General features: G+C 48.1%; 12 protein-coding genes. 10 read left to right on the forward strand and 2 right to left on the reverse strand.

Annotated elements, in window-relative coordinates:
• Positions 1-419: 419 nt before the first annotated feature.
• Positions 420-2,792 (reverse strand): penicillin-binding protein 1A, encoded by a 2,373-nt coding sequence (locus WJM45_RS03695; RefSeq protein WP_341327637.1) that lies wholly within the window; start codon positions 2,790-2,792, stop codon positions 420-422.
• 869 nt (positions 2,793-3,661) lie between these two features.
• Between WJM45_RS03695 and WJM45_RS03700 the strand changes: the two genes are divergently transcribed.
• The 10 genes from WJM45_RS03700 to tpx all read left to right on the forward strand — a co-directional run bounded on the left by WJM45_RS03700 (position 3,662) and on the right by tpx (position 15,143).
• The gene (locus WJM45_RS03700; RefSeq protein ID WP_341327638.1) at positions 3,662-4,723 is read left to right on the forward strand and encodes a pilus assembly protein PilM; all 1,062 of its coding nucleotides are present in this window, start codon (positions 3,662-3,664) and stop codon (positions 4,721-4,723) included.
• Entirely contained in the window at positions 4,723-5,286 is a 564-nt protein-coding gene (locus WJM45_RS03705; RefSeq protein ID WP_341327639.1) for a PilN domain-containing protein, read from the forward strand. Before WJM45_RS03700 ends, WJM45_RS03705 begins: the two co-directional genes overlap by 1 nt.
• Positions 5,286-5,921: a type 4a pilus biogenesis protein PilO gene (gene pilO / locus WJM45_RS03710; protein ID WP_341327640.1), complete on the forward strand. Its 636-nt coding sequence runs from the start codon at positions 5,286-5,288 to the stop codon at positions 5,919-5,921. The genes WJM45_RS03705 and pilO overlap by 1 nt, the downstream gene beginning before the upstream one ends.
• Positions 5,918-6,514 (forward strand): pilus assembly protein PilP, encoded by a 597-nt coding sequence (locus WJM45_RS03715; RefSeq protein ID WP_341327641.1) that lies wholly within the window; start codon positions 5,918-5,920, stop codon positions 6,512-6,514. Before pilO ends, WJM45_RS03715 begins: the two co-directional genes overlap by 4 nt.
• A 40-nt stretch (positions 6,515-6,554) precedes the next feature.
• A complete protein-coding gene (pilQ, locus tag WJM45_RS03720) occupies positions 6,555-8,834 on the forward strand; it encodes a type IV pilus secretin PilQ (RefSeq protein ID WP_341327642.1) in 2,280 nt (759 codons plus the stop codon).
• Between the two features lie 77 nt (positions 8,835-8,911).
• Positions 8,912-9,430 carry a shikimate kinase AroK gene (gene aroK, locus WJM45_RS03725; protein ID WP_341327643.1) on the forward strand — a complete coding sequence of 173 codons (519 nt, stop codon included), beginning with the start codon at positions 8,912-8,914 and terminating at the stop codon, positions 9,428-9,430.
• Between the two features lie 324 nt (positions 9,431-9,754).
• Positions 9,755-10,831: a 3-dehydroquinate synthase gene (aroB, locus tag WJM45_RS03730; RefSeq protein WP_341327644.1), complete on the forward strand. Its 1,077-nt coding sequence runs from the start codon at positions 9,755-9,757 to the stop codon at positions 10,829-10,831.
• A gap of 180 nt (positions 10,832-11,011) precedes the next feature.
• Entirely contained in the window at positions 11,012-12,490 is a 1,479-nt protein-coding gene (locus WJM45_RS03735) for an SPOR domain-containing protein (RefSeq protein WP_341327645.1), read from the forward strand.
• Positions 12,491-13,143: 653 nt separating this feature from the next.
• Positions 13,144-14,211 (forward strand): uroporphyrinogen decarboxylase, encoded by a 1,068-nt coding sequence (gene hemE, locus WJM45_RS03740; protein WP_341327646.1) that lies wholly within the window; start codon positions 13,144-13,146, stop codon positions 14,209-14,211.
• A 425-nt stretch (positions 14,212-14,636) separates the two neighbouring features.
• Positions 14,637-15,143, forward strand: a complete 507-nt coding sequence (gene tpx, locus WJM45_RS03745; RefSeq protein WP_341327647.1) for a thiol peroxidase — start codon at positions 14,637-14,639, stop codon at positions 15,141-15,143.
• Between the two features lie 228 nt (positions 15,144-15,371).
• Here the strand turns inward: tpx and WJM45_RS03750 are convergent, their stop codons facing one another.
• A complete protein-coding gene (locus tag WJM45_RS03750; RefSeq protein WP_341327648.1) occupies positions 15,372-16,145 on the reverse strand; it encodes a hypothetical protein in 774 nt (257 codons plus the stop codon).
• Positions 16,146-16,274: the final 129 nt, after the last annotated feature.

Here is a 16,274-nt window from a genome sequence, read left to right on the forward strand (position 1 = left end):
CATCCTACGCAAAATCGGCCATGCAGGAAGGTCTGTGCAGAGCAGTAGCCTGGGTAGCAGCGAAACGGAAATCCATCATTTTGTGGTTATACCTTTCGCACTTCAAATTTCGGCATTATCGCAGGAGGCCTTGGGGTGCTCGGTAAAGGCTTTGCCAGCATGGAGCTGGCATAGAGCCTACATGGACGTATTTACGGCGTCCTTTGGCGGGCACCCCAAGGCCGAATTTTCATCTACGATGGGTATACACTCTTATTTTTCAACTATGAATCAATGTATTGCGCCTTAAGTTGGTGCTTATGGGGTATGGGTTCCCAGAAATCGTTCGACCTGAGCCCTGCGGCTTAACCTTAAACAGTCCCGTCTTAAATTAATAGCCGAAATACTGAAACATATTCATGTGCTTCGTGGTTAATTGTCTAAAACAGCGTTTCAATCGGATGTCTTTCGCTGAAATGAGCTTCTCCGGGGTCCGTGAGTTCAAAATTCGTGCGCGAATGCATGTGTGCTTGCTGCGTAGTGTCGAAAAACTCCCAAATGCCTCCCGGTATTGCTGCCGACACCATCATGCCGCTTTCGGCGTCGACATACATTTTTGCAACGCCTTCCGGTGGCGTTAAAGGGATTTCCGGCTTGTCGCGTAAAGCGGTCTGCATGAATTCCATCCACATCGGCAAGGCCGCGGCGCCCCCGGTTTCTTTGTAGCCCAGGCTGTTGAAATTGTCGAATCCTACCCATGCCGTAGCGGATACGGTGGTGCTATAGCCGTTGAACCATGCGTCGCGGTGATCGTTGGTCGTGCCGGTTTTTCCGGCAAGGTCGGTGCGTCCGAGTCGTTTTGCTTTGACTGCGGTCCCTCTTTGCACGACGTCGCGCAGCAGAGAGTTCATTAAAAAATTAATTTGCGGCGTGATGATGCGTGGTGCTTGATTAATGAATGCCGGTGATTCGCTGGTGCAGTCCAGGCAGGCGACTTGAGGGTTGGCCTGGTACAGTAATTTGCCGTCGCCGGATTCAATCCGGTCGATCAAATAGGGTTCGATCAAAAAACCGCCGTTCGCGAAGACCGCATAAGCGCGCGCCATTTGCAGTGGAGTGGCTTGGCCGCTGCCTAGCGCAAGCGTATAGCTATTGGGAAGCTGATTTTTTTCAAACCCGAAGCGCATGGCGGTCTCAATGACAGGTTTGATACCTAAATTCAGCAGCAAGCGAACCGAAATCAGGTTTTTGGATTGTCGAAGCGCGACTCTTAGGCTAGTCGGGCCGGAAAATCTTCGATTGTAATTTTCAGGGCGCCATTCATGGCCGGGTCTTGAGCCCTCCAGTACGATCGGTGCATCGTTGATTAGCGATGCGGCTGTGTAACCGTTTTCCAGGGCTGTTGTATAGATAATCGGTTTAAATCCCGATCCCGGTTGACGGTTCGACTGTGTTACTCGATTGAATTTGTTGTGGTTGAAGTCGTAACCGCCGGCTAGTGCCAATATGGCTCCGTCGATCGTGTCGATGGCGACAAAGGCGCCTTCGGCTTCCGGTATTTGTGCTAAAGCCCAGGTTTTATCGTTGAGTTGTCTAACAAAAATGGCGTCGCCGGTTTTGAATAGATCGTGGATCGATTGCGGTGTGTTGCCGCGTGCGTTTCGCGAGATAAACTTGCGCGCCCATTTCATATTGCTCCAGGGTACTTCAACGATTTTTCCGCCGCGTAATTGGACGATAGCTTTGTCGTTATCGATTCGTTTGATCGATGCTGGATAGCTGTCGCCGATGATTGGCAGTTTATTGATGTCGGTTTTTTGAGCGGGGGCATTGGACAATTTGAATCGGTAGCCGTGGCGTTCGTCATAGCTATGCAAGGCGTTTCTCAAAGCCCGGGTGGCCGCGTTTTGCAGGGGGCGGGTAATTGTCGTGTAGACCTTCATTCCCGACCCGTATGCTTGCGGTCCGTAAAGCTCAAGGACTTTTTGCCGCGCCATTTCGGCGATAAAAGGCGCAGATAGTTCGATGCCGCGATGAATCACTCTGGCCGTATTGGCTTCGGCAAGAGCGGTTTGATAAGTTTGTTGGTCGATATAGCCGATTTTATGCATTCGGTATAATACATAGTCGCGTCTTTCCATTGCCCGAGCAGGGTTGACGATAGGGTTGTAGGCCGAAGGCGCTTTAGGTAGGCCGGCTATCATTGCGGATTCCGCCAGCGTGAGCTCGTTTAAGGATTTGCCGTAGTAGGTTTGGGCGGCGGCTGCAACGCCGTAGGAACGTTGACCTAGATAGATTTTATTCAAATAAAGTTCGAGAATTGTATCTTTTGAAAAAGTCTCTTCTATCTTGAGCGATAGAAGAATTTCTTTTAATTTACGGGTGTAGGTTTTTTCGCGGCTCAGTAAAAAATTTCGTGTGACTTGCATCGTGATCGTGCTGCCGCCTTGTTCCTTTTTACCTGTGGCGGCGAGCTTCAACGCTGCACGAAATAAGCCTACGAAATCGACGCCGTGGTGTTCGTAAAAGTGTTTGTCCTCAGCCGCTAGGAATGCATGAATCAGCTCTTTGGGAGCTTGGTCGATTGTAATGGGGCTGCGTTTTTTTTCTCCGAATTCAGCGATGAGGAGTTTATCCTTGCTATAAATTTGCAGTGGAATTTGATAATGAACATCCTTTAATTGGTTAATATCAGGTAGTTCTTCTGAGAGGCGCTCTAATAATAGATAACCGTAGATCGCCGCTGATATTAGGCCGATTAGGAAAAGCACACTTAACCATTTAAAAAAGGTGATCAGTAATTTAATTATCACGAAGTATTCCGGTTTGTACCACTAAAGTAATTGTGCCGATGTTATTGCCGAGCTAACAAGTTGGTGACATGGTTTTTTCCCTTTTCAGAGGGACTTACTCCCTTTTGATCGAAAAACCGTCTAAGAATAAAAGGCATGTGGTGTGTCTATCGAGGACCGCCGTTCACCCAGCACCTAAATTATCCCAGATAGTTAAGCATAGCCAATGGGCTATGGAATTTAGGTGCTGGGTAAACCCATCCATGGGGCTTGGCGGCAGCTCCCTGCTGCCGACATCCTCGCTAGCCACACCCCATACCTTCATAAAGTTAGCTAATTTTTGAGTATAAAGGGAGTAATACTACCTTGGTTATGATTATATCGTCAGGTTCGATTGATTCTTAACGGATTGAATAAAAAGAAATCTGACGCTGACTGTTGCTAAAAATATACTTGATTTGACTTTTGAGCAACACAAACTTTAATGAATGCTCTAAAATCATGCTATTTCGTTGTTGCCGCAAAATAGTTGCCGCTTTGTTGAGTTCGTGCTCCTGTGCGAAATAAGTTTGCCTAAATCTTTGATTTTCGATGCTGATAATTCGTTGTCGCCGGCTATGAGATAATGTGACTGGGTTTGAAAAAGCGATCGAAATCAAAGCGGAATGAATATTTTTTTATGTAATTTAAAAACATTACTATACTGATGTCTGTGCAGTTTAGTCGGACGTATTGATGTTAGTGCCTGCGTGATTGTTACTCTAACCTGACACAAGGATGTGCTCCCGTTTTAATGACTTATGTGCTTCTTAACGATGCATCATCGATAACTAGATAGGCAACAGTGTATTCGATGCAACAACAATTCAATGTTTTACAAGGGTTCCACGATGAACTGGTTTAGTCGCAAAAATGTGCCTGTAGTCGGTATCGACATTAGCACGGCAGCCGTTAAATTATTGGAATTATCGAAAAACGGTCCTCGTTATCGAGTCGAAAGTTATGCCGTCGCGCCATTACCTCAGGATGCCGTTATCGATAAAAATTTCGCGAATGTCGATGTTATCTCTGACGCCATCAAACAAGCCATCAAACAATCCGGAACGAAAGTTAAGCATGCCTGCGTCGCGGTTGCGGGTTCGGCGGTTATGACCAAAATCATAACGATGCCTGCTAATTATTCGGACGAAGAAGTTTACGAACAAATCATGGTCGAGGCAGATCAATATGTGCCTTATGCACTAGATGAGGTCAACCTGGACTTTGAAGTTCAGGGAAAAAACGCTAAAAACTCCGAAATGGTTGATGTGCTCTTGGTCGCCTCCCGTCGTGAAAATGTCGAGGACCGCATCGAAGCCTTGGATAAGGCGGGTTTAAAAGCCAAAATCATCGATGTCGAAGCGTTTGCGATGGAAAACGCCTTTGCTCTTATCGCCGATCAATTACCCGGTTCTAGCGAAGGTCAGACTATTGCTATCTCGGATATCGGTTCGACGATGGCGACTTTGAACGTCATTGCGGACGGTAGAACCATTTATACGCGTGAACAAGGCTTCGGCGGAAGGCAGTTGACCGATGAAATTCAACGCCGCTACGGCTTGTCCTACGAAGAAGCCGGTCTTGCCAAGCGGCATGGCGGTCTTCCCGATAATTATATCAATGACGTATTAGAGCCGTTTAAGAAGGCTATGGTTCAGCAAATCGCGCGATCACTCCAATTTTTTGTTTCATCGAGCGCCAATAGAACGATCGATTCGATTATTTTGGCGGGCGGCTGCTCATCGATACCCGGTGTCGACAAGTTGGTCGAGCAGAACTTGAGTATTCCCTGTTTTATTGCCAACCCGTTTATTAATATGGCTTTATCGAATCGAGTGAAACCGCAAAGTTTAAGTAGCGATGCGCCGGCGATGATGATCGCCTGCGGTCTTGCGCTAAGGAGTTTCGATTAATGGCCCGAATTAACCTGCTCCCTTGGCGAGCCGAGCTTAAAAAACAACAGCAACAGCAGTTTTTGACTGTTGCACTGTTGTCTATTGCCTTAACCCTGGTGTTGATTTTTGCGGTTCACATGCATTACGACGACGTAATGTCGCATCAGGAAAGCCGGAACCAAATGCTCAGGAATGAGATCGCTGCGGTCGACAAGAAAATCGCCGAAATAAAAAACATTGAAGAAAAGAAAACCGAATTACTGACTAAGATCGATGTGATTCAAAAGCTACAGGAAAGTAGACCCTTGATTGTGCGCCTTTTCGATGAAGTCGCCAGAAGGACGCCTGACGGCGTTTTTCTAACAAGCTTTGTTCAATCCGATACGGTATTGACGTTTAATGGGAAAACCGAATCGAATGCGCGGGTATCGGCGTTCATGCGGGCGATAGAGGCTTCCGAGTGGCTGAATAGCCCTAAGTTGAACATCATACAGTCACAACAAAAAACCAAGGTCGATCAGCTCAGCGATTTTATTCTTATCGCGAAACTTGGCGCGATTTCCGAAGATGAGAAAAACTGATGAATCTGTCTGAAATTAATTGGGATTTTAATGAGGCCGGGACTTGGCCGACACCGGTTAAAGCCGTAGTCATTGCAATAGCGTGCGTACTCGTTGCTGTCGGCGGTTATTATTACGATACCGCCGATCAATTGGAAGCGTTGGAACGATTGGAACAGACTGAGCGCGATTTGAAGAGCAGCTTCGAGGCTAAACAAAAGAAAGCGATCAATCTACCGGACTACAAGGCGCAGTTAGAACAGATTGAGGATTCGCTAACTGAAATCATCAAACAAATGCCGACTCGCTCCGAAGTGGCGAATTTATTGGTGGATATTTCACAGACCGGCTTGGCGAGCGGTTTGGAATTCAGACTATTTAGGCCGATAGACCCAGTGCGCCGCGACTTTTATTGGGAGCTCCCGATCAATATACAAGTTATTGGGCGTTATGAAGAATTGGCTTTATTTGTTAGCGGTTTGGCTTCATTGCCGAGGATCGTGACAGTGCATAACGTTAAGATATCCCCGGTTTCGCAACAAGCTAAAGGCGAATCGTCCGATAAAATGGTCATGGACGCCACGATCAAGACCTATAACGAGGGGGAGCAAGGTCCCGCGCCGGCAAAGCCTCAGCAAAGAAGAGGTAGAAGATGAAGCCGAGTATTTTATCGCTAACCGATTCAGGGTCACGGCAAAGTCGGCTTGTCGATGGAATTTTGAAACATGGTGCATTTGCGGCCTTAAGTTTGTTGAGCCTATTCTTACTGAGTGCTTGCTCGAGCGACGATAAGTCCGATTTGATTCAATATATCAATCAAGTCAAGGCGCGGCCGAAAACGCAAATAGAGCCGCTGCCTGAAATCAAAGTGATCGAACCGTTCATCTTTAAGCCGAGCGGTTTACGCGATCCGTTCCGGCCCATAGAAAAAGCTGCGGAAACCGAGCTTGTGGATGTCGGGACAGGGAGAGGGATTAGGCCCGACCCTACCCGACGAAAAGAGCAATTGGAAACCTATTCTTTGGACAGCCTGAGAATGGCGGGAACCATCATTAAGGATGCGGTGCTATGGGGATTGATCAAGGCCGGAGACGGCACTATCCACCGGGTGCGAGAAGGTAATTACATGGGCAAGAATCACGGTAAGATTATTCGTATCAACGAGGATAAAATCGAATTGATGGAAATCGTTCCCGATAAGCCGGGAACATGGCGAGAACAGCAAACTTCATTGGCATTGTCCGAATGATGTTGGGGATTAAACAATGAGTATTCAAGGCAGCAATAACATGAGCAGAGTGACCGAGCCTCTTTGGAAAACAATCTTCGCGGGAATATTCCTGTGCGTTTTTCAGTTTGCCGTTCAAGCAAGTGAAGTACAAATTCAAAACCTGGATTTTACCCGATTATCGGGAGGCCGGTTGCAGTTGCAATTGGAAATGGACGGGCCTGCGCCGGCGCTTCGGGTTTTTCATACCGACAACCCCGCCAGAATTGCATTGGACTTTAGCGGTGTTAAAAGCGGTTTGTCCAAGAAAAAATTTCCGATTAATTTAGATGCCGCCGATAGCGTGTATGTCGCCGAATCCGGTGGTAGGCTGCGAGTCGTCATTAATTTGATTTCTTCGGTGCCTTATGAAACAAGCACAGAGGGTAATAAAGTATTCGTCACGTTAGCTGGGGCGGCGCAGGCTGAGGCACCGGTCGTTCGCCAGGAAACATCGATCGTGGCTACGGCTGCACAACAAGCGAGAAGCGATGTGATAGCGCAGTTTTTGCCCGAGCAAGGCATCAAAGGCTTGGATTTCAGACGCGGGCCGCGTGGCGAAGGGCGTATTCTGATTTCGTTGAGCGAGCCGAATACGATGGTCAATACCCGTGAGGTCGGCGGTAAGGTTGAGATTTATTTTGTCAATACCCGTCTACCGGAGCGGCTTTCGAAGCGTTACGACGTATCCGAGTTCGCGACGCCGGTCAGATCTTTCGATGCGGTCAGTAGCCGTCAAGAAACCAAAATTACCGTCGATTTACAGAGTCCGCTTTACGAATATTCTCAATTCCAATCGGAAGGCATGCTGACTGTCGAATTTCGCCCGTTGACGCAAGCGGAAAAAGACGTAATAGACAGTCAGAAAGACCGCTATACCGGCGATCGTTTGTCGCTAAACTTTCAAGACATCGAAATTCGCAGCGTGATTACCTTGCTGTCCGAGTTTACCGGACAGAACGTTGTCGCTGGCGACGAAGTAACCGGGCGGATAACCTTGAAACTCGACGACGTACCTTGGGACGAAGCGCTGGATTTTATTATGATGACCAAAGGTTTGGAAAAATACCAAACCGGCAATGTCACATTGATCGCTCCGGTCGGCAAGATCAAGGAATATAAAAAGAAGCAGCGTGAAACCGAAGTTGTAGTAGCGCAAATGGAACCTCTACGGACAGAGTATATAGAAATAAATTACGCAAGAGCTGAAAGCTTTCGAAACTTATTAAATGGCCTCGATACAGGACTATTTGGAACATGTGGAATTGGTCAACAAGGGACAAATGTTGGGGCTATGCAAAGTGGTGCAGGCCAAGCAAATGTACAAAGTGGGGCTGGAAATATAAATTTAAGGGCTGCCGGTAGTCGAAAATCTGTATTATCTGATGAATTTCTCACATCAAAAGACGATGAGTTTGCTCTATTATCTCCCAGGGGCACTGCAGTTGTGGATAGCCGAACTAATACATTAATTGTTCGAGAAACTGCTAGTCGTATGGAAGAAATCAGAAAATTAATCGCCAAGCTGGATGTCCCAGTGCGCCAGGTGATGATCGAGTCCAGGATTGTGATTGCCAGTAATACGTTTGCACGCGATTTGGGCGTTAGATTTGGCGTGGCAAAAGCCGCACAGGTTGGCTCAGGAAAAACATTTGCCGTTGGTGGTCGAGGGACTGAAGGTGACATTAGCGGTGCCGCACAGGTAAGTGATTTGCTAGTAGATCTTAGTGCAACTAATCCTTATGGTGCATTAGCGATGACTTTGGCCAGAGGAGCAGATTATGTATTGAATCTCGAAATATCTGCTTTACAGGATGAGGGGCGAGCTGAGTTGCTGTCTAATCCTCGGGTCATGACTTCCGATCGTTGTCAAGCTAAAATCAGACAAGGTTTTGAAGTGCCATTTCAAGCGTTTAGTGCTAACCAGGGCGCTAATATTCAATTTAAACAAGCTGAATTGGAATTGGATGTCACTCCTCAGATTACACCTTCGGGAACGATTCAAATGGCGCTGTTGATAACCAAGAATGAGCCTGATTTTGCCCGAGCAATACAAGGAACTCCTCCGATCGTTACTCGGGAACTTGAAACCAATGTTCAAGTCATGGATGGGGAAACAGTAGTGCTAGGTGGGGTATTTGAAAGCGCCCAAACTAACTTAGACAATAAAATTCCATTTTTCTCAGATATACCAGGAATCGGCTTTTTGTTTAGGCGAAACGAGCAGAGCGATGAAAAAACAGAGTTGTTAATTTTCGTGACCCCAAAAATTGTTCACGAGAATTTGTCGGGGGCTAACTAATTACCCGCTTCTACTTCGGCCAAAAAGGGGGCATAATGCCCCCTTTTTTATGCGCGCGAAAAATTACTAGAAATCGCATGGCTAAATCGGAGAATATTTATCTCATCGGTCTAATGGGGGCCGGCAAAACGACAATCGGCAGGCTGTTGGCTAAATCGTTAAAAATGCCGTTTTACGATAGCGACAAGATTATCGAAGACTTGACTGGCGTCGATATACCGACGATTTTCGAATTCGAGGGTGAGGCGGGATTCCGGGATCGTGAACAAAAAGCGTTAGCAGGTTTGACAAAATTGACTCATGTCGTGTTGGCGACCGGCGGCGGTGCGGTTATCCGCGAAGAAAATCGGGAATGTCTCAAGGAAAACGGTTTTGTGGTTTATTTGCAATGTTCGGTGGACAGGATTTTGGAAAGAACCAAGCGCGATACGCAGCGCCCGTTATTGCAAACCGACAACCCTAGAGAGAAGTTGGAACAGTTGCTAATCGAGCGCGAGCCGTTATATTTGTCATGCGCGGACTATGTCGTCGATAGCGGCACATTACAGAGTAAGGCCGCGGTTAAAAATATATTGCAGCGATATAGGGATTTATGAGGTTGAAGAGGAAAGGTGAAAGGGGTCCTTTGTGGGAGCGATCCCTAGATCGTCCCTCACCTAGCGATAGGTGAGAGAAATCCGGTAAGCTTGGGTGACAATAAATGGTATCGAAGTCACATGGGTCAAGATTCCTCGTTCCCAACGCTCCAGCGTGGGAATGCATACCGAAGCTGAAGTGAAAGTGCTGTAGGGTGCGCATCGCGCACCTTTCCACGGTACCGAACCAAATGCAAGTTCCCCCGACCCAGGTGCGCGATGCGCACCCTACGGATTGAAAAGCGCTTTAGCGACACAGAAAATTAGAGCTATAACAAAAAACAAATGAAAACATTACAAGTCGATTTAGGGCAACGTAGTTATCCGATTTATATAGGCTCTCGTTTGCTGGAACAAGCCGATTTATTGACTCGGCATATTCGTTCAAAACAAGTTTTGGTCGTGACAAACGAAACGGTGGCGCCTTTATATTTGCAACAGGTGCTCGATAACCTGTCGGATTTTGTCGTCGAAACCGTTATTTTGCCGGATGGCGAACACTATAAGACGCTCGACTATGTGAACCGGATTTTCGATTCATTGTTAGCTCATAAATTCAGTCGAAACGCCAGTTTGATTGCCTTGGGTGGGGGCGTCATCGGAGATATGGGCGGTTTTGCCGCCGCTTGTTACCAACGCGGAATTCCATTTATACAAATCCCGACCACACTCTTGGCGCAAGTCGATTCGTCGGTCGGCGGCAAGACCGGCGTCAATCATCCGCTCGGCAAGAACATGATTGGCGCGTTTTATCAACCGCAATGTGTGATTGCCGATATGTCGGTCTTGTCGACATTGGACGACAGGCAATTGTCTGCCGGTATCGCCGAAGTGATCAAATACGGCTTGATCCGCGATCCCGATTTTTTTACATGGCTCGAGGACAATCTCGAATCCTTGCTCGATAGGGATGCCGAAGCGCTCGCGTATGCGGTCGAGCGTTCGTGCCGCAATAAAGCCGAAGTCGTTGCCGCGGATGAAAAAGAAGCCGATGTTAGGGCCACCTTGAATTTAGGTCATACCTTCGGTCATGCGATTGAAACCGGTATGGGCTACGGAAGCTATTTGCACGGCGAGGCGGTCGCGATCGGTACTTGCCAGGCGGCCGATTTATCAAGACGCAAAGGCTGGCTGACCGATGCCGACGTCGAACGTATTATTAGATTGTTTAAGCGGGCTAGGTTACCGGTCGAGCCTCCGGCAGCGCTCGATGCCAACCGTTTTATCGAATTGATGTCAGTGGATAAAAAAAATGTCGACGGCAATATTCGTTTGATTTTGTTGAAGAGCATCGGCGAGGCAACCTTGCCGGTCGGTGTGGAAAAAGCATTATTGGTAGCGACGCTAAACGGATATGGTTGAAAAGGCTAAGGAATATGCACAAAATAACTTATATAAGTAGTAGGCTCTGGGGTGGTTCGGTGACTCGCTTGACAGGACGCCGTGAATACGTCCATGTAGGCTTGACGGCGGCAATCCCTGCCGCCGACACCTGTCAATCGAGCCACCGAACCACCTTCTAACCGTTGTCGAAGTTATTTCATGCACGTTCCTAATCAAGCTGCGAATAGGCCGTATGGCTTGGCAAAACCGGCGATTAAATCGTTAATTACTGCCGAGCGCGCTCAAAAGTTCGAGTTATTGATTCATCTGATAATCAATTTTAATCGTCCGTTGATCGTTAACGGCCCAACCGGTATCGGTAAGTCGACATTGTTGACGGTCTTGCGCGAGCAACGTCCGGTCGAAGGGCATTATTGTTTCATGGCCGGCGATCATCAGTTAAATTTTGCGGAGATTCAAGAACGGTTGCGCCGTTTCTTGGAGATCGAACAACCGGCTTGTAAAGGCTTTTCCCTGGATGATGCGATCGCATTGCTTGAGCAGAAAAAACTCAAGTTAATCTTAATGATCGATAATGCCGGCGAATTGATACCTGGCTTGATTGATGCTTTATCGGAATATGCTTTGGCTAACCCGACATTAAGAGTTATTTTTTCGCTAACTCAAGACGAACTATATATCAAAAGTCGTTCTGACCGATCTGTCGAGGATTGTCATTTTATCGAGCTATTGCCGCTGTCGGAAAAACAATGCCGAGATTTTTTGCAAAATCTTTCCGGGAAGCCGGACGCGCCGATTTCGTTCAATGCGGTCAGCGATAACATGGTGGAGTATGTCTACCGCGAAACGCATGGCATTCCGGGTAAAATTATTGCTGAATTACCTCGCTTGTCCGATTTCGAGCGGTTGGGCGCGCCCGTCCGGTTTTCGATTGGGCTGTTCGCGCTTTTTGCGATCGCAGGTATCGCCTTGGTCGGTTGGGAGGCCTTGGTTCCTGAATCCGATCATCATTTAACGGAGTCTTTGCCGAGGCCGCAGCAACAGGCCTTGTCGGTTCCGTTGCCGGTTGAAAAGTTTGCCGGTAAGCAGGCGGTAAATAACAGCATCGTTACCGATGTCGCCGAGCAACAGCCTAAGCCTAAGATGACAAACGTCGTTACGGCCCCGGTAGCGGCTCTACCAGACCGGAAAATCGAGACCACTGTGAAAAATAAGAAGATAAATGATCTCGAGGTGGTTTCTGACTCTGCCGAAAACGACAAGCTTGAGAATCCGATCGCCGATCCGAGTATAGTTAAAGCCGAACCTTTAGTGTCGGCAGTCGCAGATGAAAAGATTGAGACAAAGCCGCAGGAGACGATAGATTCCAATCGCTCGGAAGATGATGACCGGTCTTGGTTATTTAAGCAATCCTCGGATCATTTTACTTTGCAATTAATGGTATTATCGAGCCGACAGTCGATTGTCAATGTGCTGAACAAATATCGGCACCTCAAGCAGGACTTGAAGTATCTTGAAACTCGCATCGGCGGTAAAGAGAAATTTATTTTGCTGTACGGCTCGTTTAGCAGTCATGCCGATGCCAAAAGGGCTGCCGGAAAATTGCCGGCGGAATTCAAAGGGGCTTGGGTTAGGCGTTTCGCGGTTTTACAAAACGATACCAAAAATGCAAACTAAGTAACGCGCATGAAATAACTTGATCAACGTGAGTATTCAGTCCCTCAGTCATTCTCGTTCCCATGCTCTGCGTGGGAATGCCTGAGTACCGCTCCAGCGGTACGAGACGCTAGAGCGTCTCGGGCTGCATTCCCACGCTGGAGCGTGGGAACGATAGGGGGGAATAATTACTGATAAACAGCGACCCATCTCGTTTCCGCGCCAGTGCGGGAATGCATGCCGGTCTTGCCTCGGTAGCCAAGGTACGGGCTCCCACGGAGGACCGAGGGAGCCAGAAAAATAAGTATTTTGCTGTTTCCCAAGCTCCTGCTTGGGAAACAAATATGTGAAGCTCTAGCTTCGCGATACCATTGAAAAAGAAGTGAAAGTGGCTCTTTCCGTTAAATGGCAGTAACGCAGGGTCATGTGAGCCTGTAGCGTAGCCCGGATGGAGCGTAGCGGAATACGGGCTACATGAGCGGATGTGGGTTGGCCGTTTTTAGCTTGATGCGTATGGGTTTGCAACCCCGTCCAGCAGGAAATTGAATACTATAGGATCTCCAGCGTGTGAACGCATACGGTTATTTTTGGCGATATCCTTAGGTTTTGGATGGGATCAATAGTAAATTCAAGTCGATTCGCGCTTATTCCTTTAAACAAGAAAATTAAACATAATGACGATATTACAAAACGATACTTTCCTCAGAGCCATATTAAAACAACCGGTCGACAGGACGCCGATCTGGATGATGCGTCAGGCAGGGCGCTATTTGCCGGAGTATCGTAAAGTCCGCGAGCAAGCCGGCAGTTTCATGAATCTATGCACGAATCCGGAACTGGCTTGCGAAGTTACGCTGCAGCCGTTGGATCGATATGCTTTCGACGCGGCTATTTTGTTTTCCGATATTCTGACGATACCCGATGCGATGGGCTTGGGGCTAAGTTTTGCCGAAGGCGAAGGCCCTAGATTCAGTAATCCGATTCGCTCGGCTGCCGATGTCGATAAATTGCCGATACCCGACCCCGAGCAGGAACTGCGTTATGTGATCGATGCGGTTCGTTTGATTAGAACTTCGTTGCAAGGCCGCGTGCCGTTGATCGGTTTTTCCGGAAGTCCTTGGACCTTGGCGACTTACATGGTTGAGGGCGGCAGCAGTAAAAGTTTTCAGAAGATCAAGTCGATGATGTATGAGCAGCCCGGTGTTGTGCATCGTATGCTGGAGAAACTGGCAAAATCGGTGGCCTTGTATTTAAACGCGCAAATCGCGGCCGGCGCTCAGGCGGTGATGCTGTTCGATACTTGGGGCGGGATGTTGACTTCCGAGGATTATCTGGAATTCTCGTTACACTATGCCAAATTGGTGCGCGAAGAATTGCAAACCGAAGCGGACGGACGCAAGGTTCCGACAATTTTGTTTACGAAAGGCGGCGGGCTTTGGCTCGAAGCAATGGCCGATACCGGCTACGATGCCTTGGGTTTGGATTGGCAAACCGATATCGGGGTAGCCAGAGCGCGCGTCGGCGACAAGGTGGCTTTGCAGGGCAACATGGATCCCATAAGTCTATATGCCAATCCGGATGTCATTCGCGCGAAAGTCCAAAAAGTACTGGAGCGTTACGGTCGCGGTTCCGGACATGTCTTCAATCTCGGTCACGGTATTTTGCCGGATATTAATCCGGAGCATGTCAAAGCGATGGTCGACGCGGTGCATGAGTTCAGCCCGGCTTATCATGCTCTTTGAGCCGAAGTTATAATCAAGTAACGATCATGAAGAAGCTGTCATCGCCCCGGCAAATGAAAGTGCGAGGGATGGCTGGGTACCTAGCAGGACGGGGTTTGCAACCCCGTCCTAAACATTTCGACTTTGGCCGAAGTAAGCCGAAATGTTTAGGGCAAATCGAAACGTTGGGGACGGGTTAAATAACCCGTCCCGCAAAACCCCCTCTTCGGAACCGGCATTGTGTTGAATATCGAAAAACTAGATTAAGATTTCAAATCCGCGAACTTTCACAGTAACGTTCATGAAAGCCCAGCAGTCGCCCCGGCAAATGAAAGTCAGCGGTATCTTGTCGTCTGCTCCTTCCCAAGCAGAGCTTGGGAAACAGCAACAGTACCCGCTTCGGTTCGCGTACTTTCACAGTAAATTTTAAAATCAGGACTTATAGAATGGCTACGATTAAATTTCAAGGTACACCGGTCAGCACTTGCGGCGAGCTTCCGGCGGTCGGATCCAAGGCGCCGGACTTTACTCTGGTCAATGGAAAACTCGCGGAAGTGACCTTAGCTAGCTATTCGGGCAAGAAGAAATGCCTGAATATCGTGCCCAGTTTGGATACGCCGACTTGTGCCGCGTCCGCAAGAAAATTCAATCAAAAAGCGGCGAGTTTGGAAAACGGTGTCGTGTTGGTCGTTTCGGCCGATTTGCCGTTTGCTCAAGCGCGTTTTTGTCAGGTGGAAGGCGCCAGGGACATTGTGCCGTTATCGACGTTTCGTTCGAGTTTTGCACGCGATTACGGCGTGGAGTTAGTCGACAGTGTGTTGGCCGGTTTGACAGCCAGAGCGATCGTGGTCATCGACGAGCAGGATCGGGTCGTTTATACCGAGCTTGTGCCGGAATTGGCCGACGAGCCCGATTATGAGTCGGCGCTAGCGTCGATGCATGAAATTGACTGAAATATACCCATTAGATCAAAATTCGGCACCGGGGTGTCGTCAAAGGCCAGCACCTAAATTTCAAGTCCATTAGAGTTCGGTGGCTCAATTGTCAGGTGTCGGCGGAAGGAAATCCTTATGCCGGGTACTCCGGCGCCTTCCCTAGGCGCTGCCGAAATTTGAAGTGAACGATTCAGGGCGATTTGTGCGTGTTGTCCCCGAACCATTCACAAGATTTGTCGATTGTGGTTACTTTTTGTCTTTTTCCTCAGCCGGGGTCTCGATGATAGTACTCTCTTCTTGAGCTGGAGCCGTTTTTTCCGGCTCGGCGATCGGTTCTTTTGTTTCGGCTGCGGGCTGCTGCGAAGATGCTTCGACTTCCGGTTCGGATGTCTTTTCCTCGGGAGTTGGTTCCGGTTCTTCCGGAATTTTTAACGACTCGACAAAATCGATAAACCAATGGTGCGATTTCATGTTATCGAGATCGGAATCGCCGAGAATGTCGTCGACCGACGGCAAACTGCCATGGTCGCGTGAATTTTCCAGTGCGCTCAAGCACCCTTCTTGATCGTTGCGTAACGCGTAAATGCAAGCCAGATTATAGGATGCCGAGCCCGATTGTATTCGGTTCGCCTCCTGAAACAACGTTAATGCATTGTCGTACAGGGAGTCTTTCGGCGCAGCCCCTTTTAGACGCGCCAAGTCCATATAGACGACGCCGCCGTCGATTGCCGCGCCCAAGGAATCGGCATTGACCATGCGGCAAAATGAAAATTTTTCGATAGCCTCCTGGTAAAGTTTGACAGCTTCGTCGCCGGTTTTCGTTTTGGCTTGATGCAACAATGCAAAGCCCCAGTTGTATAAGGTTTCGGTAAACAGTAGATCCTTATCGATCACTTCGCTAAACCCTTTATAAGCGCTGTCGAAATGATGATCCGCCTCAGCGCCTTCTCTTTTTCGGGCTTTATTGACATGACTGATAGCCGCTTTTAATTTGGATTTACGAAAAAAAGATCCGATCATATAAAATATCCTCGCTATGTTTGTGCGTTCGCAATCTAAAAACCGATAGGTTAAGCGGGCGACGCTTCGTTATAAATGATATAGAATAACAGCTTGATTTTTCGACTATATCATTAATTTATCGCGATT

This window comes from Methylotuvimicrobium sp. KM2, assembly GCF_038051925.1.
Lineage (GTDB): Bacteria > Pseudomonadota > Gammaproteobacteria > Methylococcales > Methylomonadaceae > Methylotuvimicrobium.

Coding starts and splice junctions, on each gene's coding strand:
- WJM45_RS03700 (WP_341327638.1), top strand. CDS start 3,662: ATGAACTGGTTTAGTCGCAAAAATGTGCCTGTAGTCGGTATCGACATT.
- WJM45_RS03705 (WP_341327639.1), top strand. CDS start 4,723: ATGGCCCGAATTAACCTGCTCCCTTGGCGAGCCGAGCTTAAAAAACAA.
- pilO (WP_341327640.1), top strand. CDS start 5,286: ATGAATCTGTCTGAAATTAATTGGGATTTTAATGAGGCCGGGACTTGG.
- WJM45_RS03715 (WP_341327641.1), top strand. CDS start 5,918: ATGAAGCCGAGTATTTTATCGCTAACCGATTCAGGGTCACGGCAAAGT.
- pilQ (WP_341327642.1), top strand. CDS start 6,555: ATGAGCAGAGTGACCGAGCCTCTTTGGAAAACAATCTTCGCGGGAATA.
- aroK (WP_341327643.1), top strand. CDS start 8,912: ATGGCTAAATCGGAGAATATTTATCTCATCGGTCTAATGGGGGCCGGC.
- aroB (WP_341327644.1), top strand. CDS start 9,755: ATGAAAACATTACAAGTCGATTTAGGGCAACGTAGTTATCCGATTTAT.
- WJM45_RS03735 (WP_341327645.1), top strand. CDS start 11,012: ATGCACGTTCCTAATCAAGCTGCGAATAGGCCGTATGGCTTGGCAAAA.
- hemE (WP_341327646.1), top strand. CDS start 13,144: ATGACGATATTACAAAACGATACTTTCCTCAGAGCCATATTAAAACAA.
- tpx (WP_341327647.1), top strand. CDS start 14,637: ATGGCTACGATTAAATTTCAAGGTACACCGGTCAGCACTTGCGGCGAG.
- WJM45_RS03750 (WP_341327648.1), bottom strand. CDS start 16,145: ATGATCGGATCTTTTTTTCGTAAATCCAAATTAAAAGCGGCTATCAGT.